Raw genomic sequence first — 26,475 nt, forward strand, 5'->3', positions numbered from 1 at the left:
GCAGCGACGGCGGCGCCAACGGCCGCGCCAACGGCCGCGCGCCCGGCGGCGGCGGCAGCTGGGCCGGCGCGCGCACGCTCAGGTCGGGACGGCGGCGGAAGTTGCTCTCGGTGCCGGCGGAGAACTCCGACATCTGCGCCTCCGGCCGCTGCACGTTGCGGATCAGGTGCGGCGTGATCGACAGCACGATCTCGGTCTTCTGCTTGTCGTCGCGGGTGCTGCCAAACAGGCGGCCGAGCAGCGGCAGCTCGCCGATGCCGGGCAGCTTGTTGCCGGTGCTGCGCTCCTCGTTATTGATCAGGCCGGCCAACACCTGGTTCTCGCCGTCCTTCAACTGCAGCATGGTGGTGGCCTGGCGCGTGCCGATCTGGTAGGCGGTGGTGCCGGACTTGGTCTGGATCTGGTTGACCAGGTTGCTCACCTCCAGCTGGACGCGGATCGCCACCTCGTTGTTGAGGTAGATGGTCGGCTCGGCGTTGAGCGTCAGGCCGACGTCGACGTAACTGACCGACTCGGTGGCGAAGCCGCCGGCGCCGGGCGAGATGGTGGTGGTGATCACCGGCACCTTGTCGCCGATGACGATCTTGGCCTTCTCCTTGTTGCGCACGCGGATGCGCGGATTGGCCAGCAGGTTGGTGTCGGTGTCGGTCTTGTTGGCGTTGATGCTGGCGGCCACGCCGGTGATGCCGATGGTGCGCTGGTTCAGGTTGTTCAGGTCGCGGATGGTCAGGCCCACCCCGCCCGAGGTCGACAGCGGCGTCAGGCTGACGTTCTGCGGCCACACCACGCCCAGGTCCATCAGGCGGCCACGCTTGACCTCGAGGATCTCGACCTCCAGCATCACCTCGGCCTCGGGCATGTCCTGCAGGGTGATCAAACGCTCGGCCAGGCGGATCGCCTCCGGGCTGTCGCGCACGATCAGCAGGTTGAGCTTCTCGTCGACCACCACGTCGCGCGACTTGAGGATGGTCTTGAGCGTGTTGGCCACCAGCTTGGCCTCGGCGTTGGCCAGGAAGAAGGTCTTGACCGTCATCTCCTGGTATTCCTTCAGCTTGGCGGCGACGTTCGGGTAGATCAGGATGGTGTTGCCATCCATCACCTGCTGCTCCAGCTGGTTGCTCACCAGCAGCATGTAGATGGCCGACTCGACCGTGCTGTTCTTCAGGAAAATCGACGCCTTCTGGTCGGTCTTGACATCCTTGTCGAAGACGAAATTCAGGCCGGAGCGGCGCGAGATGATCTCGAACACCTGGCGCAGCGGGGCGTCACGGAACTCGATGGTGATCGGCTGCTTGTAGGCCTTGGCCAGGCCGCTTTCGGCCAGCGGCGGCGCGCCGCGCTCGACCGCCTCGCGCAGCATCTGCCGCGCCGCCTCGTGGCCGGGACGCTCGGTGAGGATCAGGTTGAGCCGGCCCTTGGCCGCCTCGAACTCGTTCTTCTCCAGGTGGCCGGCGGCGGCGGCCAGCAGCTTGTCGTGGCGCGCCGTCATGTCGATGCCGCGCAGGCCGATGCGGGCCCGCTCGTTGGCCGGGTCGAACGCCAGCACGCGCAGGAAACCCTGCTGCGCCAACTCGACCTGGCCCTCGGCCAGTTGGCGTTCGGCCTGCTCCAGGTAGCGCGTGCAGGCGCGGTCGCGCGCCAGCAGGTAGGCGGTCTTGTACTGGGCGTTGCCCGGCTCGCCGACGACGGCCTCCTGCAACTTGAGCAGGCCGGCTTCGACCTGGTCGCGGGCGATCAGGTCGCGGCCGTCGCGGTAGGCCAGTTGCGCGGCGCAGCCGGTCAGCGCCAGCGTCAGCGCCAGGCAAACGGCGCGGCGCGCCAGCGGCAGGCGGCGCGCCAACGCGCTGGACGGACGCGCGAGGCGTGGTACTGCTGGATGACTAGGCATCAGTCGGATACTCCAATGTTGACCTGTTGAGTCTGGTTCAAGGGCAGGTAGGTGAGCATCAGCAGCGGCGGCGCGATGCGGTCGACACGGTAGGTGCCGTCGATCACCTCGTTGAGCCGTGCCACATAAGTCTTGTCGCCGCGCGCCAGGAAGACCTCCCAGGCGCCGGCCGATACGGCCTTGCCGAGAATGGTGTAGGGCAGCGGCGGCGCGGTCGGCGGCGGTGGCGGCGGCGCCGGCTCGGCCTTGGGCGGCGGCGGCGGCGGCGGATTCCAGTTCTGCCCCTGGAACACGGCGGCGCCGGCGCCAAAGCCCTCGCCCGCCTCGCCCAGCAGCCGATTGCGCGGCAGCAGGGCCAGGATGCTGGTGGCCGGCGCATCGGCAAGCGCCACGCCGCCGCGCGCGTTGCGCGTGCCGGCCGGCGCGGCGGCATCGGCGCTGGCGCCGGCGCTGTCGTTATCGTTCTTGCCGGCGGCGGCGGCGGCGGGCGGGGCGGCATGGCGCGGCGCCGGCTCGGCCAGCTCGCCGCTCGGCGACGGATCGCCCCACAGCAGCAGGCCGCCGGCGCCGAGCAGCGCCACGCCCATCAGGATTTGATACGGCTTCATGGCAGCACCATCGGTTCGACGTCCTTCAGGTACAGCGTCAGGCGCAGGCGCGCCTCCACCACCGGCTCGGCGATGCTGTCGCGGCGGAAGCTCAACTCGTCGAGGGCGGCGAAGGGCACGCTGCGCAAGGCCTCGATGCAGAACTGCCAGATCGCCGCGTAACTGCCCTTGACCGGCAACGTCACCTGGTAGGTGGCGACGCGGCTGGCCTTGTCGTAGCCGCTCTTGTACTCGCCTTGGCTGAGCGTCAGCCCGCTCTTGGCGGCCAGGCCGAACAGGATCTTGACCTGTTGTTCGCTGTAGCGGCGCTCGCCCAGCGTGTCGTAGAAGGCGGCCAGGTTCTGGTTCGCCGTCGGCGCGGCGGCGACCAGCGTCGGCGGCGCCGGCGCCGGCGGCGGCAACGGTTGCGCCAGCAGCGCGGCCTGGGCGGCGCGCTGCGGCAGCAGCCAGGCCCAGGCGCCGAGGCCGAGCAGGCACAGCGCCAACGCGGCGCAGGCGAACGGCCCCAAGCGCGTCAACGCCAGGCGGGCGCGCAACAACAGCGCCGGCAAGGGCGGCGCCGTCATCGCGCCACCCACTGCGCTTCGAGTTGGAAGCGCAGCGGCCGGTTGGGGTCCTGCTCGTTGATCTCGTGGTGGATCAAGACCACGCCGGAAAACAGTTCCTGCTGCTTGAGCTGTTCGATGTAGGCAATCATGTCGTCGCTATTCTTGGTTTCGGCGCCCAGCTTGAGCACCTGCTTGCGCGGATCGGGTTCCAGCGCCAGCAGCGCCACGTTGGCCGGCGTGGCGGCGGCGACGGCGTCCTGCAGCTCGCGCCAGGGCAGGTTCAATTGCAGCACGGCGCCGTTGACGAAGGCCGCCTGGGCCGGCGCGATCACGCTGCGCGGCGCCACCGGACGCGGTTGCGACAACGCCGCCTGGCGCTCCTGCTGGTGGCGCAGCTGGTGCTGGTAGGCGCGGCGCTGTTCGACCAGCTGCCAGCCGCTCAGCGCGGCGCCGGCGCACAGGGCCAGGCCGAGCGCGCCGGCGGCCAGCCAGGCCGGCCGCAGGCGATACAGGGCGCGCCGCCAGCCGGGCGCGGCGAAGTCGATGCGGATGGCCCTCATGCGCGGCTCCCGCTGCGTGCCAGCCGGGCGGCGACCGACCACTCCGGCCCCAAGGCCGGCTCCAGCGCGGCGCAGCCGATCCGCTCGGCGGCGGCCGGCGCCAGCCAGGACGGCGCCGCCGCGCCGCACAGCTGCAGCTGCTGCGGCGCGTCGAGTTCGAGCAGCAGCGCCTCGCGCGCCAGCATCTGCCGCAGCCAGTAGGCGTCGGCGTGGTGCGGCACCAGCAAGGTGCGCACCGCGCGCAGGCGGCGCTCCTGCAGCGCGGCGAGGATCAGCAGATTGTCGTGGACCAGGCCGAACCAGGCGCCCGGCTTGAGCGCGCGGCGCCAGCGGTTCCAGGCGGCGATGAAGTGCGGCTCGACGCCGACCACCGCCAGGCGGTGCGCGGCGGCGACCTGTTCCAGCAGCGCCAGCAAGGCGCGCGGCACGGCGGCGGCGAAGAACGGCGCCGCCGCGTCGCAGTCGGCGAGGATGCGCCAGGCGCCGGGCGCCTCGCCGTACAGGGCCTGGAAGCGCAGCGCGGCGGCCGCTTCGAGGTCGGCCAGGCGGCTGGCGCCGGCCGGCGGCGCGACCTGCCACAGCCGCACCAGCTGCTCGTCCAACACGAAGGTGACGGCGCGGCCGGCCAACTGGCCGGCCAGCGCCGGCTGCGCCAGCATGTCGCGCAGCGCCTGGCCGATGGCGGCGAACGGCGCGCCCTCGGCGCCCTCGCCCGGGCCGGCCGGCGCGCAGGCCTGCTCGGCCAGCAGTTGCGGCGCGGCGGCGCCCCAACGACTGACGCGCAGCAGGCTCACCGCGTGCTGCGCCACGCCGATGCGCAGGGCTTGTCCAAATACTCTAGGCATGCAGGGTCACTCGTTTGATTTCGGTTAGCGTGGTGCCGCCGCGCTTGACCAGTTCCAGCGCGGCCAGGCGCAGGCTGCGCGTGCCGTTGGCGTAGGCGGCGGCCTTGATCTGGCGGATCGGCCGTTTATCGACGATCAATTCGCGGATCTCGTCGTTCAGCGTGAGGATCTCGGCGATCGAGCGGCGCCCCTTGTAGCCGGTGCCGCGGCAGTCGCCGCAGCCCTTGCCCTGCATGAACTGGTAGTCGTAGACATCGGCGCGCGCCAAACCGACACTGGCCAGCTCCTGCTCGTCGGGCGTGTAGCGCGCGGCGCAGTGCGGGCAGTTGATGCGCACCAGGCGCTGCGCCCAGATGCCGTTGAGCGCCGAGACGAAGGCGTAGGGGTCGATGCCCATGTGGGTGAAGCGGCCGAACACGTCGAACACGTTGTTGGCGTGCACCGTGGTCAGCACCAAGTGGCCGGTCAGCGCCGACTGCACGGCGATTTCCGCCGTCTCGCGGTCGCGGATCTCGCCGACCATGATCTTGTCCGGGTCGTGCCGCAGGATCGAACGCAGGCCCTTGGCGAAGGTCAGGCCCTTCTTCTCGTTGACCGGGATCTGCAGGATGCCGGGCAGCTGGTACTCGACCGGGTCCTCGATGGTGATGATCTTCTCGCGGCCGTTGTGGATCTCGGTCAGCGCCGCGTACAAGGTGGTGGTCTTGCCCGAGCCGGTCGGCCCGGTCACCAGCAGCATGCCGTAGGCCTCCTGCGCCAGCACGCGCAGGCTGGCCAGCGAAGGCGCGTCGAAGCCCAGCGCCTCCAGCGTCAGCGCGCCGTAGGACTCGATCATGGCGCGCTTGTCGAGCACGCGGATGACGGCGTCCTCGCCGTGGATGCTGGGCATGATGGAGACGCGCAGGTCGATCTCGCGGCCGCCCGCCTCGACGCGGAAGCTGCCGTCCTGCGGCACGCGGCGCTCGGCGATGTCGAGCTCGGCCAGCACCTTCAGGCGCGAGATGATCTGCTCGGCCACCTCGATGCCGTTGACGGCGGTGGCGTGATCGAGCACGCCGTCGACGCGGTACTTGACGGCCAGGCCGCCGGCGGTGCTCTCCAGGTGGATGTCGGAGGCGCCCGCCTTGAGGGCGTCGTACAGGGTCGAGTTGACCAGCCGGACCGCCGGACTGGCCGCCTCGGACACCGAGGCGAAGGACAGCACGGCGGCGGTCTTGCCGTCGCGCCGGCCGTCGCTGGCGCCGGGCAGCAGCGTGTCGGTGGCGCGCGCCGACTCCTCCTGCTTGGACAGATAGGCCTGGATGTCGGCGCGCAGCGCCAGCCGCAGCGCCAGCGGCGCCGCCGCCGTGGCGCGCGCCATGGCGCCCAGCCAGGTTTGCTGGTCGAGGTCGAAGGGGTCGGCCAGCACGCCGACCAGCATGCCGTCGTGGCCGCGCAGCAGCACGCAGCCGCGCGCCATCGCCTGCGACAGCGGCAGCAGCTCGAAGGCCGGCGTGTAGGCCAGCATGTCGACCGTCTCCAGCACCGCCAGGCCGAAGGGCAAGGCCAGCGCATGCACCAGCAGGCGCGGCTCCATGCCGCTCAGGTCTTGCAGCTCCTCGACCAGGCTGCGCTTGGAGGCGCGGCTGAGCGCGCGGGCGCGCGCCAGCAGCGCCGCGTCGATGGCCGGCGCGGCGGCGTGCTGGTTGATCGCGCCGGCGGCGGTGGCGGCGGCGGTGGCGGTGGTGGCGGTGCTTGGCAGCGGCAGCGCGCTCATGACATGTCTCCGGCCAGATCGAAGATCGGCATGTACAACAACACCACGATGGCGCCCACCACCAGGCCGATGGCGGCCATCAGCAGCGGTTCGAAGGTGCGCGTGAAACGCTCGATCCAGCGCGTGATCTCGCCGTCGTAGAAGGCGGCCGACTGGGTCAGCATCGGCCCCATGTCGCCGGTGCGCTCGCCGACCCGCAGCATGCGCAGCGAGATCGGCGTGGTCAGGCCGCTGCCCTCGAAGGCGGTCGACAGCGGCAGGCCGGCCTCGATGCTGGCGCGGGCCGACTGCAGGCCGGCGCGGATGCCGGCCGAGACCATGCCCTGCACCGTGTCGAGGGCGTGCAAAATGGTGATGCCGCCCTCGCTGAGCATGCCCAGCGTCAGGTACAGGCGCGACAGCTCGTAGATGCGCACCCGCTCGCCGATGCCGGGCAGGCGGCCGATCAGGCGCGCCAGCCCGCCGCTGGCCATCAGGCGGCGCAGCAGCAGCACCAGGGCGGCCAGGCCGCCGACGATGGCGGCCAGCAGCAGCACGCCGTGCTGGCCGGCGAACTGGCCCCAGTCGAGCATCATCTGCGACAACCAGGGCAGCTTGCGGCCGGCGCCCTGGTAGACCTCGGCGAAGCGCGGCACCACATAGCCGATCAGGAACAGGCTGACACCGCCGCCGACCAGCAACAGGATGCAGGGATAGATGGCGGCGCTGACCAGCTTGCCGCGCACCAGGTCGATGCGTTGCTGGTAGTCGATGAAGCGCGCCAGCGCGCGCGGCAGGTCGGAGGTGCCCTCGGCCGCCTTGACGATGCCGATGTACAGCGGCGGGAACAATTCGGGCTGCTCGGCCAGCACGCTGGAAAAGCGCAGGCCCTCGCGCAGGCCGCCGAGCAAACGTTCGAGCACGCCGCGGGTGGCCGGCGCCGCCTCCTTCTCCAGCAGCGCCTCGAGCGCCTCGACGATGCCCAGGCCGGCCGTCAGCAGGGCCAACAGCTCCTGGCTGAACAGCACCAGCGAGAGCCCCCTGCCCTTGCCGGCGCGCAGGCCGGCGCGCACCGGATGGATGGCGCTGACCACCAGGCCGCGCGCCTCGACCTGGCGGCGCGCGTCGGCCTCGTCGCGGCCGTCGACCAGCATATGGGAAATGACCATCTCGGCCGACAGGGTGCGGACATCGAACTGCATCGTGCTACTTTCGCTGGGATGGCAAGTGAACGCGCGGGCTTAGTGCGAGCTGATGTCGGCGTTCTCGCCGATGCCGCCGCCCTTGCCGTCGCGCCCCAGCGAGAGGATCTGGAAGTCGCTCTTGGCGTCGGCGCCGGTGTACTGGTAGTCGTTGCCCCAAGGGTCGCGCGGCACGCCCTTCTTCAGGTAGGGGCCGTTCCATTTTTTCGCGTCGACGGTGGACGGCGCCAGCAGCAGCGCGCCGAGCCCCTCCTCGGTGGTCGGATAGCGGCCGACGTCGAGGCGGAAGGTGTCGAGCGACTTCTCGAAAGCCTCGATCTGCGCCTTGGCGATGGTCACCTCGGACTTGCCCAGCTGGGCGAAGTACTTCGGCCCGACATAGGCGGCCAGCAAACCGATGATGACGATCACCACCAGCAATTCGAGCAGGGTGAAGCCGGCGGCGGCGCGCGGCCCCTTGCTACGGTGTTTCTGTGCCACTTGCATCCTGCCGACTCCTTGATATACCTGGCGCTGCGCCATAGGGAAAGCACACCGCCGGGCGGCGTGCGCGTGGGGGAGAGGCTACCACGCGGTTTACGGTTACGACAACATTTTCTTTCGCGCCGGGCCGCCGATCCGTGCCCCGGTAGCTTACCGCAAGTGACCCACGATGTTTGATATTTTTCAACAATGTGGCATTTACCGCACAGGCGGATTCGCCCCGCCGGGCGCCGCCTCACAGCGGGGACAAAATTTGCTTTGGAAAAGCCACAGTCGAATCAAACAATAAACGTTAAATTTTTCGCCATTTAATTGTGCACATTGCTACACTTATTGACAACCAGGACAACAATCTGGTTGAAAGGGCAAGCCGCCGCGAGGAGGCCGTATCGACAACATCGGGATGTCACAATCAAAAAGGTAGACCTATGAATCGCACTTTGCAGCAACTGCTCCGCCTCAGCCTGTTGGGCGCGGCCAGTCTGGCGGCGCTGCCTGCCGCGCACGCCGCCGTCATCGACTTCGAGAACCTGGGTGTCGGCGGCGTCGGCCACAACGAATTCTTCCAGCAGGCCGGCTTCGACCTGGCCGGCTACTCCGCCGCCGCCGACGCCCTCGACGGCGACCTGGTCGGCACCATCAACGACGGCACCGACCCGGGCAGCTGCGTCGGCCTGATGTGCCCGGCCAGCGCCAGCCACTACTACGCCGGCCTCAACGACGGCGTGCTGGAGATCTCGCGCAGCGCGCCGCTGCAAACCTTCCGCCTGCAATCGTTCGACGCCAGCTTCATCGGCGCGACGGTGGGCGGCGTCTACCCGGCCGTCGCCGGCCTGCTGCGCGTCCAGGGCAACTTCGCCGACGGCAGTTACATCTACGAGGACTACCAACTGGCCGGTCCCGGCGCCAACGGCTTCGCCTTCGGCCACTACAGCACCAGCGCCGTCTTCGGCGCCAAACAGTTCAGCTCGATCGACCTGTTCGCCTTCACCTGCAACGCCGGCGGCAATTGCAACGCCTTCCAGAGCAACAAGGGCCAGTTCGCCATCGACAACCTGAACCTGTCCGCCGTGCCGGAACCGTCGAGCTGGCTGATGCTGGGCGCCGGCCTGCTCGGCCTGGCCGCCGTCCGCCGCCGCCGCGCCGCCTGAGCCGCCCGAACCGCCCGAGCCGCGCCACCACCGACCTCCCCGCCCCAAGGAAACCATCCATGAAACTCCGTCCCGTCCACGCAGCGGTGCTGCTATTGTTGTCCGGCATGGCGCTGTCCGCCCACGCCGAGGAAACCCGCCGCCCCTACATCATCCAGCTGGCCGACCAGCCGGTCGCCTCCTACACCGGCGGCATCCAAGGCCTGAAGGCGACCCAGCCCGGCGCCGGCAAGCGCCTCAACCTGGCCACCGACGACGTCCAGCTGTACAGCGACTACCTGGGCCAGAAGCAGGCCTCCATCAAGGCCGTGGTGGCCGCCGCGCCCATCCTGTACGACTTCAAGGTGGTGCTGAACGGCTTCGCCGCCCTGCTCACCGACGCCGAGGCGCAGCAACTCAAGGCCAACAGCGCCGTCGCCAGCGTGGTCGCCGACACGCCGCGCGCGCTGCAGACCAGTTACACCCCGACCTTCCTCGGCCTGGACCAGCCGGGCGGCCTGTGGAGCCAGCTCGGCGGCAAGGAGCACGCCGGCGAGAACATCGTCATCGGCATCATCGACGGCGGCGTCTGGCCGGAGAACCCGGCCTACGCCGACCGCGTCGACGGCGCCGGCGCGCCGACCTTCGACAACTCGGGCGCGCTGGCCTACGCCGCGCCGCTCAACTGGCACGGCGCCTGCGAAAGCGGCGAGGGCTTCGGCCCGGCCAACTGCAACAACAAGCTGATCGGCGCGCGCTTCTTCGACGCCGCCTTCCTCAGCACCGGCCGCGGCCGCCACTGGTCCGACTTCCGTTCGCCGCGCGATTCGCTGGGCGACGGCGTCGGCGAGGGCGGCCACGGCACCCACACCTCGACCACCGCCGGCGGCAACAACGGCGTCGCCACCCTGGTCCACGGCATTCCGATGGGCAAGGCCTCGGGCATGGCGCCGCGCGCCCGCGTGGCGATGTACAAGGTGTGCTGGTCGTTCGACGACGCCACCAAGGCCACCGGCGCCAAGAACAGCTGCTGGGGCGGCGACAGCGTGGCGGCGATCGAACGCGCCGTGCTCGACGGCGCCCATGTGCTCAACTACTCGATCGGCGGCAGCGACACCATCAACGACGCGGTCGAGCAGGCCTTCCTGCACGCCGCCAACGCCGGCCTGTTCGTCGCCGCCTCGGCCGGCAACGACGGCCCGGCCAACACCGTGTCGCACCTGAGCCCCTGGTTGACCACGGTGGCCGCCTCGACCCACAACCGGCTGATGAAGGCCACCCTGACGCTGGGCAGCGGCGCCAACTACAGCGGCGCCTCGCTCAACACCACGGCGCTGCCGGCCAGCCCCATCGTCCGCTCCGAGGACGCCGGCCTGGCCGGCGCCAGCGCCGACGCGCTGCGCCTGTGCTACAGCGCCGCCTGGAACGGCGGCCCGCCCGCGCTCGACCCGGCCAAGGTGGCCGGCAAGGTGGTCACCTGCGTGCGCGGCGTCAACGACCGCGTCGACAAGAGCCTGGCCGTGCTGCAGGCCGGCGGCGTCGGCATGGTGCTGGTCGACAACGGCGGCGGCCTGGTCGCCGAGGTCCACTCGGTGCCCACCATCCACCTCAGCGCCGCCGACGGCGCCGCCGTCAAAGCCTACGCCACGGCGCCCAACGCCAGCGCCGCGCTGGGCGTGTTCAGCATCGGCATCAGCGCCGCGCCGGCGCCGGTGGTGGCCGGCTTCTCCTCGCGCGGACCGAACCTGTTCGATCCGAACGTGCTGAAACCGGACGTCGCCGCCCCCGGCGTCGACATCCTGGCCGGCCTGTCGCCCAAGCTGACGCCGGCGCAAAAGGCCGACGTCATCAACGGCACGCTGGTGCCGCCGCCGAACTGGGGCCTGTACCAGGGCACCTCGATGGCCAGCCCGCACGTGGCCGGCGTCGCCGCCCTGCTGCGCCAGCAGCATCCGGGCTGGTCGCCGGCCGCCATCAAGTCGGCGCTGATGACCTCGGGCACGATGACCTTCCCGGACGGCCTGGTCGGCGTGCAACAGGGCGTCTTGCCTTGGGGCCAAGGCGCCGGCCACATCAACCCGAACGGCGCGGCCGATCCCGGCCTGGTGTACGACGCCGGCCAGCTCGACTTCAAGAAATACATGTGCGGCGCCGGCATGGCGGGCGAATGCGGCAGCGGCAGCATTCCCGGCTACAACCTGAACCTGGCTTCGATCACCGTCGGCAACGTGCTCGGCACCGTGGTGGTCAACCGCGCCGTCACCAACGTCGGCAGCGGCGCCGCCACCTACAACGCCAGCATCAACGTGCCCGGCTACAACGCCGTGGTGACGCCGAGCAGCCTGGCCCTGGCGGCCGGCCAGACCAAGAGCTTCACGGTGTCGCTGAGCCGCAACGGCGCGCCGGACAATGTCTGGCAGTACGGCAAGCTGAGCTGGACCGACGGCAGCCACGTCGTCAACAGCCCGGTCGTCGCGCGCAGCGGCAAGCCGCTCAGCGCACCGGGCCTGGCGACCAGCGACCGCGCCAGCGGCAGCCGCACGCTCAGCGTCACCAGCGGCTTCGCCGGCCGCCTCGGCCTGGCCGCCGGCGGCCTGAAGGCGGTCAACCGCAGCGCCCTGCTCAACGTCGCCCAGGCCACCGCCGGCTCGGTCGACACGCTCGAGCAGATCGCCGGCGCCTGCAACGCCGCCGGCAGCGGTGTCCACGTCCAGCCGTTCAGCGTGCCGGCCCAGACCGTGGTTGCCGCCTTCGAGACCTTCGACCGCGACACCGGCAGCAACGGCGGCGACGACCTCGACATGGCACTGCTGTCGGAGGCCGGTGCGATTGTCGCCAGCAGCCTGCACGGCGGTTCCAACGAGGCCATCGTGTGGGCCAACCCGCCGGCCGGCAACTACAAGCTGTGCGTGATCGGCTACGCCGCCGACAACGGCGCCTCGACCGACTTCACGCTGTCGTCGGCGATCGTCACCCGCGCCGACCAGGGCGGCAACCTGAAGGCGATGGGTCCGGGCAAGGTCTATTCCGGCGGCACCGCCTCGGTCAACCTCAGCTGGAGCGGTCTGGCCAGCGGCCAGCGCTACTACGGCGGCGTGCAGTACCTCGATCCGGCCAACGCCGTGGTCGGCGCCACGGTGCTGCTGGTGGAGACCAACAACGCCCTGCCCCTACCACCGGCGGTCGCCCGTCCGGTGTCTGCCGACCAAGGCAAGTAAGCCGGCAAAAGCCAAGGGCGCGAACTGACGTTAACCCAAGGGCGCAAACTGGCGTTCACCCAAGGGCGCAAACTGGGGTCGGACCCGACGGGTCCGACCCCGGCTCTTCGCCGCTGGGGTTGGCCGGCATCCCCGGCACCTCGGCACCTTGCAAAAAAGGCTGCGCGTCCCCCGGGGCGCGCAGCCTTTTCGTCGTCCGCCGTCCGCCGTCCGCCGTCCGGCTCAGGCGGCGCGCGCGATGCTCGGCGGCGGCGCCAGCAGGCGCAGCGCCATGCAGCGCGCCACCGCATGGGCGCGGTTGCTGACGCCCAGCACGCGGTACAGCCGCTGCAGATGGTTTTTCACCGTCAAACCGCTGATGCCGAGGATCTGGCCGATCTCGTCGTTGCTCTTGCCCTCCCGCAGCCAATGCAAAATCTGCGCCTCGCGCGCGCTGAGCGGGCGCAGGCCGGCCTCGGCCGGCGCGCTGGCGGCGCGGCGGGCGACCCGCTGCAAGCTCAAATGCAGGGTCGGCAACAGCAGTTCGAGGAAATAGGCGTCGCGCCCGCGCAGCCGGTGTGGCAGGCCGAACAGGGCGAAGAAGCTGGCGCCGCCGGCCAGTGGCTCGGTGCCGTGCAGCAGCACGTTGTCGAAACCGAGCCGGCGCGCCTCGGCCTGCAAGGCCGCCAACGCCGCGTCGGACGCCGGCCGCGCCGTGTCCAGCATGGCCGGCAGCATGCCCCGGCCGGCGCCCTGGCGGCAGTGGCGCGCCAGCCGCACGGCCAGGCCGTCCTCGGCGCCGGCCAGGCGGCCGCGCAGCGCGGCGTCGAACACCCGGCTGTGCAGGCAGCTGTGGTACTGCAGTTGCTGCTCGGCGTCGAACTGCAGGCAGACCAGCATCTGGTGCGGCAGCAAGGCCTGCAACTGGCCCTGGCTCCACAGGAAGAACTGGCCCGGCTCGTCGATCCGCACGGCCGCCTCCAGCGCGTGCAGCAGGTACTCCTGCTCCAACTTGCTCAAAATGATCAGTTGTTCCATGTTCAGCAGCGCAGCGCGCCGGCGCCGGCGCCGCCCCACGTGACGAAGCGGTAGCCGCTGCCGCGCACGGTTTCGATGTGCTCTTGGTGGCCGCTGGGCTGCAGCGCGCTGCGCAGCCGGCCGACGTGGGTGTCGACGGTGCGCTCGTCGAGCGCGGCGTCGCAGCCCCACACCTGGTCGAGCAGCTGGGCGCGGCTGTAGACCCGCTCCGGATGGTGCATCAGGAAATCGAGCAACTTGAACTCAAGCCGCCCCAGCGCCAGCTGGCGCGCGCCGGCGGTGACGCGCAGCGTGGCCGGATCGAGCAGCAAGCCGGCCATCCGCACGGCGGCGGCGGCCGGCGGCGCGCGCCGGCGCAGCAGGGCGTGCACCCGGGCCAGCATTTCGCGCGGACTGAAGGGTTTGGTGATGTAGTCGTCGGCGCCGCCCTCGAGCGCCAGGATCTTGTCCTGCTCGCCGGCGCGCGCCGTTAGCATGATGATCGGCAGCTCGCAGGTGCGGGCGTGGGCGCGCAGGCGGCGGATCAGGGCGACGCCGGACTGGCCCGGCAGCGTCCAGTCCAGCAACAACATGTCCGGCAAGGCGTCGTCGATCAACAACAGCGCGCTCTCGGCGCTGGCGGCGCGGGTGACGCGGTGGCCCGCCATGCCCAGGTTCAGGGCGATCAATTCCTGCGCGGCCGCATCGGGTTCGACGACGAGGACCTGCGCGCTGGCGGTGGAGGCTGGCATCAAATCCGTCCATATAACGTTAGAGGGCAATTTTAACTATGCATCAACGTTATTTGTATGACTAATATGATTTACCTAGCCCATTCATAGCTAAACGATATAAATCGATCCGCCTCAGGCCGCCGCAAGAAAAGCCACGCCGCCGTGTCGCCGCGCGCCCGACAGACCCAACAGGCCCAGGCCGCCAGCCAGCATCAGCCAGGCGGACGGCTCCGGCACCGCGCTGACCTGGACCAGCTCGGGGTCGAAATTACGCTCCGCCATGCTCCCCCCCATGCCGCCGCTGTTGTCCGGACGCCACGTCAGACGCAGCAGGCTGCCGCTGGCCGGGTCTTGGTGGCCCACTTTGCTGACCCGGTCGGCGCCGAACAAGGCCAGCGCGAAAACCGTCGGGATTTGCGCCGCCGCCGGATCACCGCTGATATCCAGATCGAAACTGACCACGCCACCGAACTGCACCTGGTGGAAGATGCTGTTGCGCTCGGCCCCATTGGCGAACACCAGGCCGGCCGGCGCCGAGCCGCCAACCTGCCCCTCGTACTCGGCGCTTTCCGGATCGATGAAGGAGAACATGTTGTTGACCGAGGCGAAGGCCAGCGCAGCCGTGGCGTCGGCCGGATTGAATTCGAGGCGCAACCAGCCGACGCCGCCCATGTGGCGGGTGTCGAGTTCGATGTGGGCCGTGGCGGCGGCGGCGGCGGCGGCGGCGCTGGCCAAGGCCAGGGCGAGCACGCTGCGGCGCAGGGCACGGAAAAAGCTGGATACGGTCATGTTGAACTCCTGGTAGAGAGACCGGCCCCGTGATCAAAGCGAAGACTATGGGAGGGCTGGACTCGGTTGTTAGCGGTCAGCGCCGGGGGGAACCTGAGCCGCTGGCGACCAGCGCCTGCGCTTCCAAACAACGAGGACCACCAGAATAATATGACAAATAAGACAAGTGTCATACCTATTTCATCACGCCGCGGACATTGCCCGCCGTTCAAGCACAAAAAAAAACACATCGGCGCCGGCCGGCGCCAATGTGTTCCCATCCAACGATTCATTCAGGCCGGCAGGCGTTCGGCACCCCGGCCGGCCGCCGCGGCGCCTGCTCCGGCGCCGCCTAGCTGCGGCGGCGCACGCCCAGAACGCCCAGCGCGGCCAGGCCGGCGCCCAGCATCAGCCAGCTCGATGGTTCCGGCACGGCGCTGACGCCGACGTGGGCCAGGTCCTGGTAGCCGATGCTGACGGCGCCCTGGCCGCCGACCACCGGCGAGGCGGTCCAATCCAGCCGCAACAGGCTGCCGTAGGCGTCCACATTGCCCAGCTGGGTGGTCCGGTCGGCGCCGTACAGCGACACGCTCAGGGCCGACTGCATCGACTTGGGATCGGACAAGCCGCTGAAGGTGACGTCGAAACTGACCTTGCCGCGCACGGCGTGGAACACGTCGTTCCACGTCGTGGTGTTGGCAAAGTGGAAGCCGCCTGCCGCCGAGCCGGCGACGTCGCCGTTCAGCTCCGGCACCAGGCTGGTATCGAAGCCGCTCAGGTGCGACAGGCTCAGCTCGGCCAGCACGGCGCCGGTGCTGTTGGCCGGATTGAACTGCAGGTCGATCCAGCTCAGCGGGCCGAAGCCGCTGGTGTCCAGCTCGACGTGCAACACGTCGGCCGCAGCGGCGCCGGCCAGGGCGGACAGGGCCAGCGCCAGCAGGCTGCGGCGCAGGGTCAGGGAGGTGGTGTGTGCGAACATCATGATTCCTTAGAATTTACCGCTGAAAATGGTGGTGGTGTAACCGATGTTGACGTTGCCGCTGCGGCTAAAGCTCAACGGCACGGTCAAGGTGGCGCCGGGCGCCAGCGTGGCCGCGTCGATGCTGATATACGCCGCGCCGTTGTGGCTGCCGCTGGCGTTGGCCAAGGTGACGCCGGCGGCCAGGCCGTCGAATTGCACCTGGAACGGGCCGCTCAGCGCGCTCGAACCGCTGTTGCTGATGCTCAAGGTGCCGCCGAACTTGCCGCTGGCGCGGTTGTACACCAGGGCCGTGGCGCTGGTGCGCAACGAGGCGCTGACGTCGCTATAGCTCGGCTGCAGGTTCAGGCTGACCACCACCGGATCGTGGTCCGAGGCGCGGTAAGGCAGCGCGTTGTACAGATCCTGCGGCTTGCCGTCGGTGTTGTAGTCGATCACGGTCGGCTCGTCGGCGTTGATGTGCCACTCGGTGGCATCGACCACCTGGCGGTCCAGCGCGGCGCTGGCCAGGGCGTGGTCGAGGTAGCCGCTCTCGCTGTCGAACACATACGAGTAAGGCAAGGTCTTCGGCCGCACGTGGCGCTCCAGCTGGTTGACGAAACCGCTACGGGTGATGGCGTCGATCGGGTCCTCGAAGCCGTGAGCGTTGAAATCGCCGATCAGCAGCACGTCCGGGTCGCCGGCGGCGGCCACCACCTGCGGCACGAAGCTGCCGACCAGGCGCTGGGCCTGCAGCACGCGGGTCGGGTTCCAGCAGGCCTGGCCGTCCTTCTGGTCGGCGTCGGCGCCGCTGCCGCCCGGGCAGCCGCCCTTCGACTTCAGGTGGTTGACGACGATGGAGAACTTCTCGCCGTTGCCGGCGCGGAAGGTTTGCGCCATCGGCGGCCGGTTGTTGACGGCGTCGCCGTCGGACAGCGCGCCGCCCACCAGGCTCAGCTTGGCCGGCTTGTAGATCATCGCCACGCGGATCGCGTCGGTGCCGGTGTTGGCCGGCTTGGGCACCACGGCGTAGGTCGGCAGGCCGCCGATCGCCGCGTTGAGCGCGTCGACCAGATAGCCCACCGTGTAGTCGCCCTTGTTCTGGATCTCCATCAGACCGTAGACGTCGGCGTCGATGCCCTTCAGCTCGTTGACGATCTTGTCGCGCTGGCGGACGAACTCGACCATGTTGTCGGCGCCGCGGCAGTTCGACTTGCTGACGCTGCTGCCCAAGGCGCAACCCTGGCCGCTGGCGCCGGTGACGTCGACGCCGTTGGTGAAGGTGGTGAAGAAGTTCAGCACATTGGCGCTGGCCACCTTGACGTTGCCGGCGGCGATCTCGGGATGGGCGCTGCGCGGGTTGTCGCGGCTGATCTGCGGCGCCTCGCTCGGCTGCAGCTTGAAGGCCGCGCCGCCGCCGCCGATGGCGCCGAAGTCGACCACCCCGGTCAGGTTGCTCACCAGGTCGCCGGCGCGCACCGTGTGGTCGGCGCCGATGTAGGGGATGGTGGTCGGCGTGACGAAGAGGCCGTCGTCGAGGACGATCAGGTTGCGCTCGTTGGCGGCGGCCAGCGCCAGCATCTCCGGCGTGCCGGGACGGTAGCGGTTGGTCGGCACCTCGAGGCGGCCGGACGACAGGCTCAGTTCGCCACGGGCGCCGAGGAAGGCGGTCTGCGTGATGGTCAGCGGACGCACGAAACGCACCAGCATGCCTTCGAGCTGGCCCAGGTCGGCGTGCGGCAGCTCGACGTTGCTCGGCGTGATCTGGTGGCCGCTGCTCTGCACCAGCACCGAGCTGATGTCCTTCAACTCGGTGTAGGAACGGCTCGCGCCGGTCGGCGTGTACTCGAACACCGTGCCGCTGACGCGCACCTTGTCGCCGACCTTGGCGGCGAAGTTGGCCGCGCCGGTGTACACGAAGATGCCGTCCGACGTGGTCGGGTCGCCGTCGCCGTTGGCGTCCTGGATGAAGAAGCCGCCGCCGACCTTCAGCGTGACCACGCCCTCGGTGGTCTGCGTGGTGCCGGCGTAGGGGCTGCTGGCGCCGCTGCCCTGGATCTGCGGAATCGTGTGGCTCAGGCCGGCGGCCGCCTGCACCGTCACGGCGACGTCGCAACTGGCGCTCTGCGCCTGGTTGTTGCCGAACAGGATGGTCAGCGGATAGCTGCCGACCGCCACGTTGGCGCCCACCTGCAGGCTGGCGCTGGCGCTGCCGCCGGCCGCCGTGGCGGCGCTGAAGTTGACCAGGCCGATGCCCGGCACGGCGCCGGCGCTGATGCTGGCGCTGTTGACGATGCCGTCGGCGTCGCTGGCGCTGAGCGCGGCCGAACCGCCGTTGCCGGCGGCCAGTTGCAGCGTCGCCGGGCAGCTGGCGACGATCGGTGGCGTCGCCGGCGCGCCGCAGGCGTGCAGCGGCGACGCGCTGTTGCGCGGGGTCGGCGCCAGCACGGTGAAATCGGCCAGGTTGTTGTCGCTGTCGGCGCAGCCGTCGGCGTTGCGCAGGGCCGCCGTGGCGTTGCTCAGCAGCGGCGTCGGCGCGCCCTCGAAACCGTTGGCGCCGCCGAAGCCGACCAGGTCCTTGACCGTCGGGCCGCTCGGATTGCTCACCGTGAAGACGGTGTTGACGCTGGCCAGCAGCACCTTGCCGGTGGTGCCGCTCATGGCGATCGAGGCGCTGGCGTCCGGCGTCGGCAAGGCGACGCTGCCGCCGGTGCCGGCGGCCTGTTGCACCAACAGATATTGACCTGGCTGCAAGGTCAGGTTCGGCAAGGCGGTCTTCTGCCAACTGGCTCCGCCGGCGCTGGCGTATTGCACGCTCCAGCCGTTGACGTTGACGGCCACGCCGCCACGATTGAACAGCTCGATGAAGTCGTTCTTGTAGGTGGCGCCGTTGTTGCCGCCACCGCCATAAACCTGGCTGATGACCACATCGGAGGCCAGCGCCGGGGCGCACAGGCCGGCCAACAGGGCCGCCATGACGGTCAGGCGACCGGGCGTGGCTGCGGCCTGGGCGGCGCGGGAGGGGGTACTGTTTTTCATATGACGTCCTGATCGGCTAAGGGGGCTGGCGCGCAGCGCGGCGGGCGACAAGGCCCGCTTTGTTGATGAAATGTATTCGAACTTGCAATTTGCATATTACACAGCGCGAATGACCACTTCATGACAGCCAGTTAGTCCGAACGGACTAAGGACGGCGGCCGGCGCCGCAACGCAAAACGGCGGCCGCGGCCGCCGTCAAACCCACCCTACCGCTTAGACCGGTGTGGCGGCGCCACTGCGGCGGCGCCGCGCCAGGTAGCCCACCATGCCCAGGCCGGCCAGCAGCATGGCGTAGCTGTCCGCCTCGGGGATCGCGCTGACCGTCAGCGAACCGCTGTAGCCGGTTGGCGTCGCCGCCAGCACCTTGCCGCTGACCAGCAAGTAATAGCTGTCGGCCGCCAGGTGGGCGGTGGACAGCTTCCACAAGTCGATCTCGCCGTCGAGCACCTGGACGCCGCCCAGCGACATGCCGGCCGAGTTGAACAAGGACAGTCCGGTGATCTGGATGCCATCGACCAGGCCGGGGCTGAACGCCGACACCACCGAACCGAAATCGCTGAAGACGCTGGTGGTGAAGTTGTAGCGGTCGGCAAAGGTGTTGCCCTCGTTGCCCAGCGTGACGGCGTGGCCGAAGTAATTGGCGCCGCTGGTGAGCGTGATGGTTTGCGGCGGCTGGCTGATGACGGCGGCCTGCGCGAAGCCGGACGCGAGCGCGGCGCCGGCCAAGGTGACTACAGCCAAGGCGGATGTGATTTTCTTCATATTACCCCCGTAAAAAATTGTTGGGTCCGTCTAAGCGATCCCGGGTTAATCAAATACTGCCGAATTATCTTAGCATGGCAAAAATGCACACATTAGCACTCGAGCATCGTAGTATTTCATTAAGAAAACAATTCAAAACAGCAATTTAGGGGCCGGAAACTGTCCAGTCACCGCGCCTCATAGGAGAGCGCGGCGGCGGCGCCGGCGGATAATTCCGATATGAAAGTGACGTAGGATCGTTCCTACATCAAGACGGGGAAAAACTGAGGGGCCGGAAGCCGGCGCGGCGGCGCGCACAGCGGCCCCGGCGGGTGCCGCCGCGAACGCGACGGACGAAAAAAAACGGAGGCAAAAGCCTCCGTTCGATGTGCGGCGGGCGACGCTTAGGCGGCGACGGCCACTTTGCGGCGACGCGCAACCACGCCTACCAGGCCGAGGCCGGCGAGCAGCATGGCGTAGGTGTCGGCTTCAGGCACCGGCGAGACGCCGATGTTGCCGCTGTAGCTGCCACCGTCGGCGGCGACCACATAACCGTTGACCTGCAGCGTGTAGCTGCCGGCGACCAGTGGACGCAGGCCGGAGTTGAAGCCCCAGGACTGTTCCAGCGCGTTGTTGCTGGACTTCTGGCTACCTGCCAGGACGAAACCGTTGCTGCCGATCAGGTCGAAACTGGTGATCGCCAGGCCGGTGTTGCTGGCGGTGATCAACGAGGTCAACAGGCCGGAGACGTCGTTCGACTCGCCCAAGGTGAAGGTGTACTTGTCGCTGAAGAAATTGTTGTTCAGACCAGCCTGCGCGGCGTTGGCCAGCGTGAAGGTGTGGTTGATCGGGCTCGACGAGTAGTCGTACAGGTCGGCGGTCACGTCAACGACGTTGGCGCTCAGGTCAACGTTCGCCTGGGCTGCCAGGCTGGTGCTGGCCAAGGCCAGCGCGATCAGCAGGGATTTGATAGTTTTATGCATGGTGTCACCGAAAAGAGAAACCGGCCGCCGGGGCGGCCGTGGGTGTGTAGGGAGGGACGAAGCGATCAGGCCGCTTTGCCGCCGCGACGGCGGGCTACCAGGCCCAGCAGGCCGAGGCCGGCCAGCAGCATGGCGTAGGTGTCCGCTTCCGGCACGGCGCTCAGCACGCTGCCGTTGGCGCCGAAGGCGCCGCCGGTGTTCGACACGACGTTACCGCTCACCAGGAAGTAGTAGCTGCCGGCGGCCAGATGCTTGGCCGACAGGGTCCACTTGTCCTCGATACCGGTCAACAGCTGTTGGCCGCCCGACACTTGGTGGTTGCGACCGTCGAACAGCGCGAAACCGGTCAGGTTCAGGCCGTTTTCGGCCTTGGTGCTGGTCGAAGTCACGATCATGTCGACGTCGGTCAGACCGGTCGTGGTGAAGGTGAATTTTTCGCCAAAGAAATTGGTCGCTTGGTTGTTCTTGAACTTGTCGCCGAACGAAGCACTGCCGCCGTTTGGCAGCGTGACGGCAGCTGCCGCCTTGCTAATGTCGACCGCCGCGTGGGCGGATTGCGCGACGCAGGCGGAGCCGGCGAACGCCAGGGCCATCAAAACCGTGCTGAAACTTTTTTTCATGCTTATCCTACCAGGTTGTATGCGGCCTCGGCCACATTGTTTTCTTCAATCAATCGGATGCGATAATAGCATATTGCAATCGGCTGTGTTATTTTTTTTGTATGAAATAATTGCCACAGGGAACTATCAGCGCGCCGCGCGATACGGCGCCGCCAGCGGCTCGCCGATGAACACGCCCTGCGCCGGCCAGGCCACGCTGCGCCAATAGGCCTCGATGGCGCTGGCGCCGGACAGGTAGTGCTTGAGCAGCACGGTGGAATTGGGGAATTTCTGCCAATGGTTGCAAGGCTCGGACACGGCGCCGTAGCTGGCCGTGGCGCCCGCCTCCAGCCAGCGCAGGCTGCTCATCTGCATGTCGCCCAGCAGGTCGCCGCCGAACGAGGTCAGATGGTCGGCCAGCGCGCCCGGCAGGAATTGCAGGGTGTCGAGCTTGGCCACGCGCGCCATGCCGGTCTGGTAGACCATGACGTCCTTGACATCCTCGATGCTGTCGGCGTGCAGGTTCTTGATGGTCAGCCGCTTCTGCGGCAGCACCATGGCGCGCGGGAAGAACGGCGCCCGGCTGTTGCGCGCCTGCTCGCTGGTGACCAGGTAGTAGGCGCTGGCGGCCGGCACGCTGAAGCCGCTGACCTGGCCACGGCCGATCAGCGCCTTGGCCTGTTCGACCGACTCGGTCGGCAGCAACATCGACAGGCGCATGCCGAACTCGCTCTGCGGACGCGCGGCGGCGCTGTTGAAATAGGCGCTGGGCTTGCTCGGACCGCAGGGTTTCTGGCACAGCGCGGCGTCGAAGCCCATCGTGTAGGCGGCCGTGATCGAGTTGCACTCGACCGCGTAGGGCGCCGTCCAGACCATCAGCACGGCCTGGATGTCGGCGCCGAGCTGGCCGTCGATCTGCTCCTTGAGCAGGCGGAACTGCTCGGCGTCGAGCTTGTGCGGCTTGCCCGGAATGCGCACGTGGACCAGGTTCCTGGCCGGGATGTTGCGCGCCTGGCGGTAATATTCGCCGATCTCCACGCTGTTCGGCTCGTCGTCGTTGACCACCACGGCCAGTTGCGCCGGCTGCAGGCCGACGCCGGCGGGCGGCTTGAACTGGGCCGACGCGGCGCCGGCCGCCAGCGCGGCGGCGCAGCACAGGCCACGGATGAGGTTCTGAAGGATGGACAAGTGGCACGCTCTGGTCTGGGTGAAAAAAAAGCGGAAGCCTGGGCTTCCGCTGTCGATTATAACGCCATTGCGTTGCCGCTCAGCAAGTGAAAATCAGGCGCGCGAATACACGTCTTCGAAGCGCACGATGTCGTCCTCGCCCAGGTAGCTGCCCGACTGCACCTCGATCAGGTGCAGCGGCAACTTGCCCGGATTCTCCAGCCGGTGGTTCATGCCGATCGGGATATAGGTCGACTCGTTCTCGGTCAGCAGGCTGACCTTGTCGCCGCAGGTGACGCGGGCCGTGCCGCTGACCACGATCCAGTGCTCGGCGCGGTGGTGGTGCATCTGCAGCGACAGCTTGCCGCCCGGGTTGACGGTGATCCGCTTGACCTGGAAGCGCTCGCCGATGTCGATGCCCTCGTAGCAACCCCACGGCCGGTAGACCTTGGTGTGGTGCAAGTGCTCGGTGCGCTCCTGCTTCTTCAGGTGGTCGACGATCTGCTTGACGCGCTGCACCTGATCCTTGTGCGCCACCAGCACCGCGTCGGCCGTCTCGACCACCACCAGGTCGCTCACCCCGACCACCGCGACGATGCGGCTCTCGGCGCGCACCAGCGAGCCCGACACGCCGTCCAGGTAGACGTCGCCGCGCGCCACGTTGCCGTCGGCGTCGTGCGGCTGCACCTCCCACAGCGCCGACCAGGAGCCGACGTCGCTCCAGCCTATGTCGGCCGGCACCACGATGGCGTGGCGGGTGTGTTCCATCACCGCGTAGTCGATCGAGTCGGACGGGCAGGCGGTGAAGCTGGCCTCGTCGAGGCGGCAGAAGTCGAGGTCGCGGTAACCCAGCCGCACCGCCGCCTCGCAGGCGCCGGCGATGGCCGGCTGGAACTGCTCGAGCTCGCGCAGATAGCTGTCGGCGCGCAGCAGGAACATGCCGCTGTTCCAGAAGTAGTTGCCGGCGGCGACGAAGCCCTCGGCGCTGCTGCGGTCCGGTTTTTCGACGAAACGGTCGACCGCGTAGCACTGCGCGGCGGCGGCCGCCTTGCCGCTCTGGATATAGCCGTAACCCGTCTCCGGCGCGGTCGGCACGATGCCGAAGGTGGCCAGGGCGCCGTCGGCGACCAGCACGGCGGCGCGCTCGATGGCCTGGTAGAAGGCCTCGACGTCCTCGATCACATGGTCGGCCGGCAGCACCAGCATCACCGCCTCGGGGTCGATGGCGCGCAGGTAGTGGGCGGCGGCGGCCACCGCCGGCGCCGTGTTGCGGCCGACCGGTTCGAGCAGGATGCCGAGCGGCAGCAGCTTGATCTCGCGCATCTGCTCGGCCACCAGGAAGCGGTGCTCGTTGCCGCAGACGATCAGCGGCGCCATCAGTTGGGGCCGGCCGGCCAGCCGCAGCGCGGTGTCCTGCAACATGGTCTGCTCGCCGACCAGCGGCAGCAACTGCTTCGGCAGCACCGCGCGCGACAGCGGCCAGAGGCGGGTTCCGGCGCCGCCGGAAAGGATGACTGGGTAAATTTTCATGCTAAATTTCTCTTCTCGATTGTATCGTTGGCTTCATCGCCGCGACGCTTGCTGCGCCGGTCGCGCGCGTTGGCCCAGGCGTCCAGCTCATACTCCGAGACATGGCGCATCTCGCCGGATCGGTCGACACTATAGTCCTTGAAGACGATCATCTCCTCCAAGGAAACATTCGGTAACACACGGGTGTACTCGAACAGCACGCTGCGCACCACGCTGGCGCCTTGGCAGATATGGCTGCCGTGGCCGATCCAGGTCGGTCCGACGATGCGCGCGCCGGCCTCGACGCGGCAACCCGAGCCGATGTAGACCGGACCTTCGATCTGGGTGCCGTTCCAGTCGATGCTGGTGTTCAGGCCGACCCACAGGCCGTCGTTGATCTGGATGCCGGGCACGTCCATGTGCGCCACCTCGCCCAGCAGCACGCTCTGGCACACCTCCCAGTAGTCGGTGACGCTGCCGATGTCGATCCAGTTGAAGGCCCGCGTTTGCGCGTAGAACGGCAGGCCCTTGGCCGCCAGCAAGGGGAACAGGTCGGCGCCGATGTCGAAGGGCTGGCCCGGCGGGATCAGGTCGAGGATGGCCGGCTCGAAAATATAGATGCCGGTGCTGACGAAGTTCGACAGCGCCTCGGCCTGGCTGGGCTTTTCCTGGAAGGACTTGATGCGGCCGTCCTTTTCCGTCACCACCACGCCGTAGCTCGACACCTTGTCCCACGGCACCTCGCGCGTCACCACCGAGGCCAGCGCGCCCTTGCGCTTGTGCTCGAACAGGGCCGACTTGATGTCCAGGTCGATCAGCGCGTCGCCGCACAGCACGATCGTGGTTTCGTCGAAGAAGCCGCCGAACTGCTGGATCTTCTTCATGCCGCCGGCCGAGCCTAGCGGCTGCGGCACCACCTCGCCCTGGTCGTTGGTGTAGCCCTCGAAGGAGTAACCGATCTGCACATCGTACTGGTGGCCCTCGCCGAAATAGTCCTCGATCTTCTCGTGCAGGTAGCTCACGTTGACCATGATCTCGTTCACCCCGTACTTGGCCAGATGCTCGATCAAATAGGCCATCACCGGCTTGCCGAGGATCGGAATCATCGGTTTGGGCAAGTCATACGTCAAGGGCCGCACCCGCGTGCCCTTGCCTGCCGCCAAAATCATCGCTTTCATACGTATTGCTCCGAAATCAAATCCATCACTGCGCTCGGGCCGGCACGGCCTATGCGAACACCTCGGCGTCGGCCAGCAGCGCGGCGGCCTGGTCCTTGCCCGACAGCAACGGCGCGGCGTCCAGCGGCCACTCGATGCCGATCGCCGGGTCGTTCCACAGGATGGCGCGCTCGAACTCGGGCGCCCAGTAATCGGTGGTTTTATACAGGAACTCGGCGTGCTCGCTGGTGACCACGAAGCCGTGGGCGAAGCCGGGCGGAATCCACAGCTGGCGCTTGTTCTCGGCCGACAACTCGACGCCATACCACTGGCCGAAGGTGGCCGAGCTCTTGCGCAGGTCGACGGCGACGTCGAACACCGCGCCGCTGGTGACCCGCACCAGCTTGCCCTGCGATTGCTGGATCTGGTAATGCAGGCCGCGCAACACGTTCTTGGCCGAGCGCGAATGGTTGTCCTGCACGAAGGCGGCCGTCACGCCGGTCAGTTCGGCGAAAGTGCGGGCGTTGAAGCTCTCGTAGAAAAAGCCGCGATCGTCGCCGAACACGCGCGGTTCGAGCAGGAACAAGCCTTCGAGCGGGGTGGCGATCTTATTCATCGTGGCATGACCTTGTCTTCAAGAATTTGCAGCAGATATTGGCCGTAGTTGTTCTTCTTCAAGGGCTCGGCCAGCTTGCGCAGTTGGGCGGCGTCGATGTAGCCCTTGCGATAGGCGATCTCCTCCGGGCAGGCCACTTTCAGGCCCTGGCGCTTCTCGATGGTGGCGATGAACTGCGAGGCGTCGAGCAGCGAGTCGTGGGTGCCGGTGTCGAGCCAAGCCATGCCGCGTCCCATCAGCTCGACGTTCAATTGCTGGCGCTCCAGGTAGACCCGGTTGACGTCGGTGATCTCCAGTTCGCCCCGGGCCGAAGGCGCGATGCCGGCGGCGATGTCGCACACTTGCTGGTCGTAGAAGTACAGGCCGGTGACGGCGTAGTTGGACTTCGGCTTGAGCGGCTTCTCCTCGATGCTGACGGCCTGGCGCTCGGCGTTGAAGTCGACCACGCCGTAGCGTTCCGGGTCCTGCACGTGGTAGGCGAAGACGGTGGCGCCGTGGCTGCGCTCGGCGGCGCTGCGCAACAGCGCGTCGAGGTCGTTGCCGTAGTAGATGTTGTCGCCCAGGATGAGCGCCGACGGCGAATCGCCGACGAATTCCTTGCCGATGATGAAGGCCTGCGCCAAGCCGTCCGGCGAAGGCTGCACCGCGTAGCTGAGCTGGATGCCCCACTGGCTGCCGTCGCCCAGCAAATCCTTAAAGCGCGGCGTGTCCTGCGGCGTCGAGATGATCAGGATCTCGCGCATGCCGGCCAGCATCAGCGTGGTCAGCGGGTGGTAGATCATCGGCTTGTCGTAGATCGGCAGCAACTGCTTCGACACGCTCATCGTCACCGGATACAGCCGGGTGCCCGAGCCGCCGGCCAGAATGATGCCCTTGCGGGTGTTGACGTTGTTGCTGGTGCTGGTGCTGGCCTGCGTCATTGCGCGCCCTCCCGGTTGAAATAGTTGGCGGCGACCCAGTTGGCGTAGCCGCCCGACTGCACGTCGGCGAC

The 26,475-nt window shown here is 68.3% G+C and carries 23 protein-coding genes; 2 read left to right on the forward strand and 21 right to left on the reverse strand.

Going from position 1 to position 26,475, the window contains the following annotated elements:
* The 8 genes from H7U20_RS14635 to gspG all read right to left on the reverse strand — a co-directional run.
* The coding region (locus tag H7U20_RS14635; protein WP_199759886.1) for a secretin N-terminal domain-containing protein at nt 1-1,888 on the reverse strand (1,888 nt) is incomplete at its 3' end.
* Nucleotides 1,888-2,496 carry a hypothetical protein gene (locus H7U20_RS14640; protein ID WP_199759887.1) on the reverse strand — a complete coding sequence of 203 codons (609 nt, stop codon included), beginning with the start codon at nt 2,494-2,496 and terminating at the stop codon, nt 1,888-1,890. The genes H7U20_RS14640 and H7U20_RS14635, both read right to left, overlap by 1 nt.
* Nucleotides 2,493-3,062 carry a hypothetical protein gene (locus H7U20_RS14645; RefSeq protein ID WP_199759888.1) on the reverse strand — a complete coding sequence of 190 codons (570 nt, stop codon included), beginning with the start codon at nt 3,060-3,062 and terminating at the stop codon, nt 2,493-2,495. The genes H7U20_RS14640 and H7U20_RS14645 overlap by 4 nt, the downstream gene beginning before the upstream one ends.
* A complete protein-coding gene (locus tag H7U20_RS14650) occupies nt 3,059-3,604 on the reverse strand; it encodes a PilN domain-containing protein (RefSeq protein ID WP_199759889.1) in 546 nt (181 codons plus the stop codon). Before H7U20_RS14650 ends, H7U20_RS14645 begins: the two co-directional genes overlap by 4 nt.
* Nucleotides 3,601-4,449 (reverse strand): hypothetical protein, encoded by an 849-nt coding sequence (locus tag H7U20_RS14655; protein ID WP_199759890.1) that lies wholly within the window; start codon nt 4,447-4,449, stop codon nt 3,601-3,603. The genes H7U20_RS14650 and H7U20_RS14655 overlap by 4 nt, the downstream gene beginning before the upstream one ends.
* The gene (locus tag H7U20_RS14660) at nt 4,442-6,205 is read right to left on the reverse strand and encodes a GspE/PulE family protein (protein ID WP_233410766.1); all 1,764 of its coding nucleotides are present in this window, start codon (nt 6,203-6,205) and stop codon (nt 4,442-4,444) included. Before H7U20_RS14660 ends, H7U20_RS14655 begins: the two co-directional genes overlap by 8 nt.
* The gene (locus H7U20_RS14665; RefSeq protein WP_199759891.1) at nt 6,202-7,386 is read right to left on the reverse strand and encodes a type II secretion system F family protein; all 1,185 of its coding nucleotides are present in this window, start codon (nt 7,384-7,386) and stop codon (nt 6,202-6,204) included. Before H7U20_RS14665 ends, H7U20_RS14660 begins: the two co-directional genes overlap by 4 nt.
* Nucleotides 7,387-7,425: 39 nt before the next feature.
* Complete coding sequence (gene gspG / locus H7U20_RS14670) at nt 7,426-7,872, reverse strand: type II secretion system major pseudopilin GspG (RefSeq protein WP_199759892.1); 447 nt, start codon at nt 7,870-7,872, stop codon at nt 7,426-7,428.
* A gap of 425 nt (nt 7,873-8,297) precedes the next feature.
* Here gspG and H7U20_RS14675 point away from each other — a divergent pair, with 425 nt between their 5' ends.
* Both H7U20_RS14675 and H7U20_RS14680 read left to right on the forward strand, forming a co-directional pair.
* Complete coding sequence (locus tag H7U20_RS14675; RefSeq protein ID WP_199759893.1) at nt 8,298-9,020, forward strand: NF038120 family PEP-CTERM protein; 723 nt, start codon at nt 8,298-8,300, stop codon at nt 9,018-9,020.
* 59 nt (nt 9,021-9,079) lie between these two features.
* Entirely contained in the window at nt 9,080-12,217 is a 3,138-nt protein-coding gene (locus H7U20_RS14680) for a S8 family peptidase (RefSeq protein ID WP_199759894.1), read from the forward strand.
* 222 nt (nt 12,218-12,439) lie between these two features.
* Here H7U20_RS14680 and H7U20_RS14685 read toward each other — a convergent pair whose 3' ends face one another.
* The 13 genes from H7U20_RS14685 to rfbA all read right to left on the reverse strand — a co-directional run bounded on the left by H7U20_RS14685 (nt 12,440) and on the right by rfbA (nt 26,404).
* Entirely contained in the window at nt 12,440-13,234 is a 795-nt protein-coding gene (locus H7U20_RS14685) for a LuxR C-terminal-related transcriptional regulator (protein ID WP_199759895.1), read from the reverse strand.
* A 2-nt stretch (nt 13,235-13,236) separates the two neighbouring features.
* The gene (locus tag H7U20_RS14690; protein ID WP_199759896.1) at nt 13,237-13,965 is read right to left on the reverse strand and encodes a winged helix-turn-helix domain-containing protein; all 729 of its coding nucleotides are present in this window, start codon (nt 13,963-13,965) and stop codon (nt 13,237-13,239) included.
* Between the two features lie 114 nt (nt 13,966-14,079).
* Nucleotides 14,080-14,736: an NF038129 family PEP-CTERM protein gene (locus tag H7U20_RS14695; RefSeq protein WP_199759897.1), complete on the reverse strand. Its 657-nt coding sequence runs from the start codon at nt 14,734-14,736 to the stop codon at nt 14,080-14,082.
* 331 nt (nt 14,737-15,067) lie between these two features.
* Nucleotides 15,068-15,694 (reverse strand): NF038129 family PEP-CTERM protein, encoded by a 627-nt coding sequence (locus H7U20_RS14700; protein ID WP_199759907.1) that lies wholly within the window; start codon nt 15,692-15,694, stop codon nt 15,068-15,070.
* 9 nt (nt 15,695-15,703) lie between these two features.
* A complete protein-coding gene (locus tag H7U20_RS14705) occupies nt 15,704-18,712 on the reverse strand; it encodes an ExeM/NucH family extracellular endonuclease (protein ID WP_199759898.1) in 3,009 nt (1,002 codons plus the stop codon).
* A 213-nt stretch (nt 18,713-18,925) separates the two neighbouring features.
* The gene (locus H7U20_RS14710) at nt 18,926-19,474 is read right to left on the reverse strand and encodes an FxDxF family PEP-CTERM protein (RefSeq protein ID WP_199759899.1); all 549 of its coding nucleotides are present in this window, start codon (nt 19,472-19,474) and stop codon (nt 18,926-18,928) included.
* Nucleotides 19,475-19,857: 383 nt separating this feature from the next.
* The gene (locus H7U20_RS14715) at nt 19,858-20,436 is read right to left on the reverse strand and encodes an FxDxF family PEP-CTERM protein (protein ID WP_199759900.1); all 579 of its coding nucleotides are present in this window, start codon (nt 20,434-20,436) and stop codon (nt 19,858-19,860) included.
* A gap of 65 nt (nt 20,437-20,501) precedes the next feature.
* Nucleotides 20,502-21,056: an FxDxF family PEP-CTERM protein gene (locus H7U20_RS14720; RefSeq protein WP_199759901.1), complete on the reverse strand. Its 555-nt coding sequence runs from the start codon at nt 21,054-21,056 to the stop codon at nt 20,502-20,504.
* A gap of 126 nt (nt 21,057-21,182) precedes the next feature.
* A complete protein-coding gene (locus H7U20_RS14725) occupies nt 21,183-22,223 on the reverse strand; it encodes a TIGR03790 family protein (RefSeq protein ID WP_233410767.1) in 1,041 nt (346 codons plus the stop codon).
* Between the two features lie 93 nt (nt 22,224-22,316).
* Nucleotides 22,317-23,732 carry a mannose-1-phosphate guanylyltransferase/mannose-6-phosphate isomerase gene (locus H7U20_RS14730; protein ID WP_199759902.1) on the reverse strand — a complete coding sequence of 472 codons (1,416 nt, stop codon included), beginning with the start codon at nt 23,730-23,732 and terminating at the stop codon, nt 22,317-22,319.
* Nucleotides 23,729-24,889 (reverse strand): sugar phosphate nucleotidyltransferase, encoded by a 1,161-nt coding sequence (locus tag H7U20_RS14735; protein WP_199759903.1) that lies wholly within the window; start codon nt 24,887-24,889, stop codon nt 23,729-23,731. The genes H7U20_RS14730 and H7U20_RS14735 overlap by 4 nt, the downstream gene beginning before the upstream one ends.
* 49 nt (nt 24,890-24,938) lie before the next feature.
* On the reverse strand, nt 24,939-25,484 hold the full coding sequence (gene rfbC / locus H7U20_RS14740) for a dTDP-4-dehydrorhamnose 3,5-epimerase (protein ID WP_199759904.1): 546 nt from the start codon (nt 25,482-25,484) through the stop codon (nt 24,939-24,941).
* Nucleotides 25,481-26,404, reverse strand: a complete 924-nt coding sequence (gene rfbA, locus H7U20_RS14745) for a glucose-1-phosphate thymidylyltransferase RfbA (RefSeq protein WP_199759905.1) — start codon at nt 26,402-26,404, stop codon at nt 25,481-25,483. Before rfbA ends, rfbC begins: the two co-directional genes overlap by 4 nt.
* Nucleotides 26,405-26,475: the final 71 nt, after the last annotated feature.

This window comes from Rugamonas violacea (assembly GCF_016461825.1).
Lineage (GTDB): Bacteria > Pseudomonadota > Gammaproteobacteria > Burkholderiales > Burkholderiaceae_D > Rugamonas.

What these genes read in the sequence shown, in the direction of transcription:
- rfbC (WP_199759904.1), bottom strand. Translation starts at nt 25,484, where the DNA reads ATGAATAAGATCGCCACCCCGCTCGAAGGCTTGTTCCTGCTCGAACCG.
- H7U20_RS14680 (WP_199759894.1), top strand. Translation starts at nt 9,080, where the DNA reads ATGAAACTCCGTCCCGTCCACGCAGCGGTGCTGCTATTGTTGTCCGGC.
- rfbA (WP_199759905.1), bottom strand. Translation starts at nt 26,404, where the DNA reads ATGACGCAGGCCAGCACCAGCACCAGCAACAACGTCAACACCCGCAAG.
- H7U20_RS14650 (WP_199759889.1), bottom strand. Translation starts at nt 3,604, where the DNA reads ATGAGGGCCATCCGCATCGACTTCGCCGCGCCCGGCTGGCGGCGCGCC.
- H7U20_RS14705 (WP_199759898.1), bottom strand. Translation starts at nt 18,712, where the DNA reads ATGAAAAACAGTACCCCCTCCCGCGCCGCCCAGGCCGCAGCCACGCCC.
- H7U20_RS14685 (WP_199759895.1), bottom strand. Translation starts at nt 13,234, where the DNA reads ATGGAACAACTGATCATTTTGAGCAAGTTGGAGCAGGAGTACCTGCTG.
- H7U20_RS14690 (WP_199759896.1), bottom strand. Translation starts at nt 13,965, where the DNA reads ATGCCAGCCTCCACCGCCAGCGCGCAGGTCCTCGTCGTCGAACCCGAT.
- H7U20_RS14675 (WP_199759893.1), top strand. Translation starts at nt 8,298, where the DNA reads ATGAATCGCACTTTGCAGCAACTGCTCCGCCTCAGCCTGTTGGGCGCG.
- H7U20_RS14660 (WP_233410766.1), bottom strand. Translation starts at nt 6,205, where the DNA reads ATGAGCGCGCTGCCGCTGCCAAGCACCGCCACCACCGCCACCGCCGCC.
- H7U20_RS14700 (WP_199759907.1), bottom strand. Translation starts at nt 15,694, where the DNA reads ATGTTCGCACACACCACCTCCCTGACCCTGCGCCGCAGCCTGCTGGCG.
- H7U20_RS14735 (WP_199759903.1), bottom strand. Translation starts at nt 24,889, where the DNA reads ATGAAAGCGATGATTTTGGCGGCAGGCAAGGGCACGCGGGTGCGGCCC.
- H7U20_RS14720 (WP_199759901.1), bottom strand. Translation starts at nt 21,056, where the DNA reads ATGAAAAAAAGTTTCAGCACGGTTTTGATGGCCCTGGCGTTCGCCGGC.
- H7U20_RS14640 (WP_199759887.1), bottom strand. Translation starts at nt 2,496, where the DNA reads ATGAAGCCGTATCAAATCCTGATGGGCGTGGCGCTGCTCGGCGCCGGC.
- gspG (WP_199759892.1), bottom strand. Translation starts at nt 7,872, where the DNA reads ATGCAAGTGGCACAGAAACACCGTAGCAAGGGGCCGCGCGCCGCCGCC.
- H7U20_RS14645 (WP_199759888.1), bottom strand. Translation starts at nt 3,062, where the DNA reads ATGACGGCGCCGCCCTTGCCGGCGCTGTTGTTGCGCGCCCGCCTGGCG.
- H7U20_RS14730 (WP_199759902.1), bottom strand. Translation starts at nt 23,732, where the DNA reads ATGAAAATTTACCCAGTCATCCTTTCCGGCGGCGCCGGAACCCGCCTC.
- H7U20_RS14655 (WP_199759890.1), bottom strand. Translation starts at nt 4,449, where the DNA reads ATGCCTAGAGTATTTGGACAAGCCCTGCGCATCGGCGTGGCGCAGCAC.
- H7U20_RS14665 (WP_199759891.1), bottom strand. Translation starts at nt 7,386, where the DNA reads ATGCAGTTCGATGTCCGCACCCTGTCGGCCGAGATGGTCATTTCCCAT.
- H7U20_RS14695 (WP_199759897.1), bottom strand. Translation starts at nt 14,736, where the DNA reads ATGACCGTATCCAGCTTTTTCCGTGCCCTGCGCCGCAGCGTGCTCGCC.
- H7U20_RS14715 (WP_199759900.1), bottom strand. Translation starts at nt 20,436, where the DNA reads ATGCATAAAACTATCAAATCCCTGCTGATCGCGCTGGCCTTGGCCAGC.
- H7U20_RS14710 (WP_199759899.1), bottom strand. Translation starts at nt 19,474, where the DNA reads ATGAAGAAAATCACATCCGCCTTGGCTGTAGTCACCTTGGCCGGCGCC.